The organism is Corallococcus sp. AB032C (assembly GCF_003668935.1).
Taxonomy (GTDB): domain Bacteria; phylum Myxococcota; class Myxococcia; order Myxococcales; family Myxococcaceae; genus Corallococcus; species Corallococcus exiguus.
Genome location: NZ_RAWP01000215.1, coordinates 1 through 5,261 on the forward strand (window position 1 = coordinate 1; position 5,261 = coordinate 5,261).

Genomic DNA, 5,261 nt, shown 5'->3' on the forward strand with positions numbered 1-5,261 from the left:
GGGGCGTCCTGGCGAGCCACGACGACGGCCTCGTGCACGGAGGGAAGCGTCCGCAGCACGGTGGCGACTTCCTCGGGCTCCACGCGGAAGCCACGCACCTTCACCTGGAAGTCGACGCGGCCGAGGAACTCGACGCGGCCGTCTGCAAGCCAGCGCACGCGGTCGCCCGTGCGGTACATGCGAGCACCCGCAGTGGGGCTGAACGGGTCCGGCACGTAGCGCTCGGCCGTCAAGTCAGGCCGGGTCAGGTAGCCGCGCGTCACCTGCGCGCCGCCGACGAAGAGCTCACCCGGGACACCCAGGGGCGTGGGGCGGAGCGAAGCATCCAGGACGTAGAGGCGCGAGTGGGCCAAGGGCCAGCCCAGTGGCACGGAAGTCGAAGCTGAAAGCTGAACGCGGCCAGCGAGGACACCGACAGTCGTCTCGGTGGGCCCGTAGTGGTTGTGCACCTCGCAGTCCGGAGCGAGCGCGTGCACGGTCTGGAGGAGGGCCCAGGTGGAGGACTCACCACCCAGGACCAGTCGCTTGCGAGGCAGGACGTGACGAGGCTCTGGCGCGGTGAGGAGGGCCGCGAGGTGAGAAGGCACCACCTTCATGCAGTCGATGGGGTGGCTCGCGAAGTAGTCGGCCAACGCGGCGGGGCTGGATGCGCACTCCTGGGAGAGGACGTGAAGCAGCCCACCGGTGGTGAGGGCGGGGAAGAGGACGGTGTTGCCGAGGTCGGCGACGAAGGTGGAGACGAGGGCGAAGCTGGAGCACGCCTCCAGGCCCAGGCGCTGAGTGACGGAAGAGACGTAGGTGGAGAGCTGGGAGTGGGCGACGGCGACGCCCTTGGGCCTGCCGGTGGAGCCGGAGGTGAAGAGGACGTAGGCGAGCGAGTCCGGATGAGTTGCATTCGGAGGCGCGTCGGTGCGCAGTCGGGAGAGCGTCGCAGCGTCCTCATCCAGGCAAACGACGTGCGCGGAAGACGACGCAAACGCGGAGGCATGGCGAGCCATCGTGACGACGACGGGCGCCGCGACTTCCTGCACCAGCGACTGCAGACGCAGCACGGGCTGGGCCGGATCCAGCGGCACGTAGGCGCCGCCGGCCTTCCAGACACCCAGCAGGGCGACAATGGTCTCGACGGAGCGCTCCAGGCACAGGGCGACGCACGCGTCGGTGCCGACACCCAGGGAGCGCAGGCGCCAGGCCAGTTGATTGGCGCGTGCGTCCAACTCTCCGTAGGTGAGCACCTGGCCGTTGCTCGCCACGGCGGGCGAATCCGGATGGAGGGCCGCCCGCTGCTCGAAGAGGGCATGCACGCTGCGCGGCGATGGAAGAGGCGCCTCGGTGGAGACGAAGTCCGTGAGGAGCAGCTGCTTCTCGGCGTCCGTCAGCAGGGGCAGCTCGCTGACAGGCATCCCAGGAGATGTGAGCGCGGCCTCCAGCAGCACGCGCAGGTGCTCGACCATCCGCGCGACGGTGGACGGTTCGAACAGGTCGGTGCGGTAGCCCAGGGCTCCCGTGAGCCCATGGGGCGTCTGCGTCAGTGAGAGCCGCAGATCGAACTTGGTGGACTCGAGGTCCTGCTCCAGGGGCCGGAAGGACAAGCCGGAGAGGCTCAGCTCCGAGGCCGGCATGTTCTGCAGCACGAGCATCACCTGGAAGAGAGGCGAGTGGCTCAGGCTGCGCTGGGGCTGCAACTCCTCGACGAGCTTTTCGAACGGCAGGTGCTGGTGCTCGTAGGCGGCCAGGGTGGTGTCACGCACCTGCGCCAGCAGTTGCCGGAACGAAGTCCCGGGCTGCACGTTCGAGCGCAGCACGAGCGTGTTGACGAAGAAGCCGATGATCCCTTCGGTCTCCGCGCGAGTGCGGCCAGCGATGGGAGAGCCGACGGAGATGTCCTCCTGGCCGGAGTAGCGCGACAGCAGCACCTGGAAGGCAGCCAGCAGGGCCATGAAGGGCGTGACGCCCTCGCGCTGGCAGAAGTCCGTGAGCGCCTGGGACAAGGGCAGATGGACGGGCAGGGACGCGCCGCGCTGGGACTGCACGGCGGGACGAGGCTTGTCGGTGGGCAGCTCCAGCAATGCAGGAGCGCCGGAGAGCTGCTGCTTCCAGTAGCCCAGCTGCGCCTCGAGCACCTCGCCTTGCAGCCACGTGCGCTGCCAGACGGCGAAGTCGGCGTACTGCACGGGCAGTTCGGGAAGCGGCGAAGGCCTGTCCTGGACGAAGGCTGAATAGAGGGTGGCCACCTCGCGCACGAGCACACCGCGGGACCAACCGTCGGACACGATGTGGTGCAGCGTGACGAGCAGCACGTGCTGCTGCTCGGTGAGCGTCAGGAGGGAGGCGCGCAGCAGCGGGCCACCGGTGAGGTCGAAGGGGCGCAGTGCTTCCTCGGCGGCGAGCCGCTGCGCTTCAGCCTGACGCGCATCCTCGGTGAGATGCTCCAGGCCCACCCGGTCCAGGACGAAGTCCACGGTGGCGTGGATGCGCTGTACGGGTTCGCCCTCGTGCGCGTGGAAGGTGGTGCGCAGGGACTCGTGGCGGCGGATGAGTTCACCGAAGGCGCGCTCCAGCGTGGGGACGTTGGCCGGACCCTCCAGGCGCAGGGCGTACGGCATGTTGTACGTGGCTGTTCCGGGCTGGAGCTGATCCAGGAACCACAGACGCTGCTGGGCGAAGGACAGCGGCAGTTCCCCCGTGCGCGGAACCGCGACGAGGGGCGGAGCCTGAAGCCCGGACGCCCGCTCCCTGGCGTCATCGATGCGGCGCGCGAGCCCGGTCAGGCTTGGGGCTTCGAAGACGGAGCGCAGGGGCAACTCCACGCTGAACGCCGTGCGCACGCGGGCCACGAGTTGCGTGGCCAGGAGTGAGTGGCCACCCAGCTCGAAGAAGTGGTCCTGCGCGCCCACGCGAGGCAGGCGCAGCACTTCCGCCCAGAGAGACGCGAGCAGTTCCTCCGTGGGAGTGCGGGGCGCCACGTAGTCGGAGTTCGACGCGGAGGCGTCCGGAGTGGGCAAGGCCTTACGGTCGACCTTGCCGTTGGGAGTGAGGGGCAGGGCGTCCAGGAAGACGAAAGCGGAGGGCACCATGTACTCGGGCAGCCGCTGCTTGAGGCTCTCCCGGAGCGCGGATGTATCCGAGGCATCCGCGACGACGTAGGCGACGAGGCGGGCTTCACCGGGGGTGTCCTGGCGAGCCACGACGACGGCCTCGTGCACACCCGCCAGTCCACGCAGCACGGTGGCGACTTCCTCGGGCTCCACGCGGAAGCCACGCACCTTCACCTGGAAGTCGACGCGGCCGAGGAACTCGACGCGGCCGTCTGCAAGCCAGCGCACGCGGTCGCCCGTGCGGTACATGCGAGCACCCGCAGTGGGGCTGAACGGGTCCGGCACGTAGCGCTCGGCCGTCAAATCGGGACGGCCCAGGTAGCCGCGAGTCACCTGTGCGCCGCCGACGAAGAGTTCGCCCGGGACACCCAGTGGTGTGGGACGGAGCGAAGCGTCCAGGACGTAGAGGCGGGAGTGGGCCAGGGGCCATCCCAGCGGCACGGAGGACGAAGCTGAAAGCTGAACGCGGCCAGCGAGGACACCGACAGTCGTCTCGGTGGGCCCGTAGTGGTTGTGCACCTCGCAGTCCGGAGCGAGCGCGTGCACGGTCTGGAGGAGGGCCCAGGTGGAGGACTCACCACCCAGGACCAGGCGCTTGCGAGGCAGGACGTGACGAGGCTCAGGCGCGGTGAGGAGGGCCGCGAGGTGAGAAGGCACCACCTTCATGCAGTCGATGGGGTGGCGCGCGAAGTAGTCCGCAAGGGCGGCGGGGCTGGAGGCGCACTCCTGGGAGAGGACGTGAAGCAGCCCACCGGTGGTGAGGGCAGGGAAGAGGACGGTGTTGCCAAGGTCGGCGACGAAGGTGGAGACGAGGGCGAAGCTGGAGCACGCCTCCAGGCCCAGGCGCTGGGTGACGGAAGAGACGTAGGTGGAGAGCTGGGAGTGGGCGACGGCGACGCCCTTGGGCCTGCCGGTGGAGCCGGAGGTGAAGAGGACGTAGGCGAGCGAGTCCGGATGAGTTGCATTCGGAGGCGCGTCCGTGTGCAGTCGGGACAGTGTCACAGCATCCTCGTCCAGGCGGACGACGTGCGCGGAAGACGACGCAAACGCGGAGGCGTGACGGGCCACCGTGACGACGACGGGCGCCGCGACCTCCTGCACCAACGACTGCAAGCGAAGGGCGGGCTGGGCCGGGTCCAGGGGCACGTAGGCGCCGCCGGCCTTCCAGACACCCAGCAGGGCGACGACGGTCTCGACGGAGCGCTCCAGGCACAGGGCCACGCACGCGTCGGTGCCGACACCCAGGGAGCGCAGGCGCCAGGCCAGTTGATTGGCGCGCGCGTCCAACTCTCCGTAGGTGAGCACCTGGCCGTTGCTCGCCACTGCGGGCGCATTCGGGTGCAAGGCGGCCCGCTGCTCGAAGAGCGAGTGCACGCTGCGCGGCGAACGAAGAGGCGCTTCGGGGGACACGAAGTCCGTGAGGAGCAGCTGCTTCTCGGCGTCCGTCAGCAGAGGCAACTCACTGAGACGTGACTCTGGCGAAGCGAGCGCGGCCTCTAGCAGCACGCGCAGGTGCTCCACCATCCGAGCGACGGTGGATGGCTCGAACAAGTCAGTGCGGTAACCCAGGGTGCCAGTGAAGCCATGCGGCGACTGGGAGAGGGACAGCGTGAGGTCGGACTTGGTGGCCTCGGAGTCGCGCGCCAGGGGCTGGAAGGACAGGCCCGAAAGGCTCAGCTCCGAAACCGGCGCGTTCTGCAGCACGAGCATCACCTGGAAGAGAGGCGAGTGACTCAGGCTGCGCTGGGGTTGCAACTCCTCGACGAGCTTCTCGAAGGGCAGGTGCTGGTGCTCGTAGGCGGCCAGGGTGGTGTCACGCACCTGCGCCAGCAGTTGCCGGAACGAAGCGTCCGGCGCGACGTGGGAGCGCAGGACGAGGGTGTTGATGAACAGGCCGATGAGGCCCTCGGTCTCTCCCCGGGTGCGGCCGGCGATGGGCGTACCGACGGAGACATCCTCCTGGCCGGAGTAGCGCGACAACAACACCTGGAAGGCAGCCAGCAGGGCCATGAAGGGCGTGACGCCTTCGCGCTGGCAGAAGTCCGTGAGCGTCTGGGACAAGGGCAGGTGGACAGGCAGGGATGCACCGCGCTGGGACTGCACGGCGGGACGCGGCTTGTCGGTGGGCAGCTCCAGCAAGGCAGGCGCGCCGGAGAGCTGCTG

The 5,261-nt window shown here is 69.1% G+C and carries 1 protein-coding gene; it reads right to left on the bottom strand.

Going from position 1 to position 5,261, the window contains the following annotated elements; genetic code table 11:
• Positions 1–5,261 (bottom strand): non-ribosomal peptide synthetase (locus tag D7X99_RS41410; protein WP_147476418.1); only part of this gene is annotated, 5,261 nt, incomplete at both ends.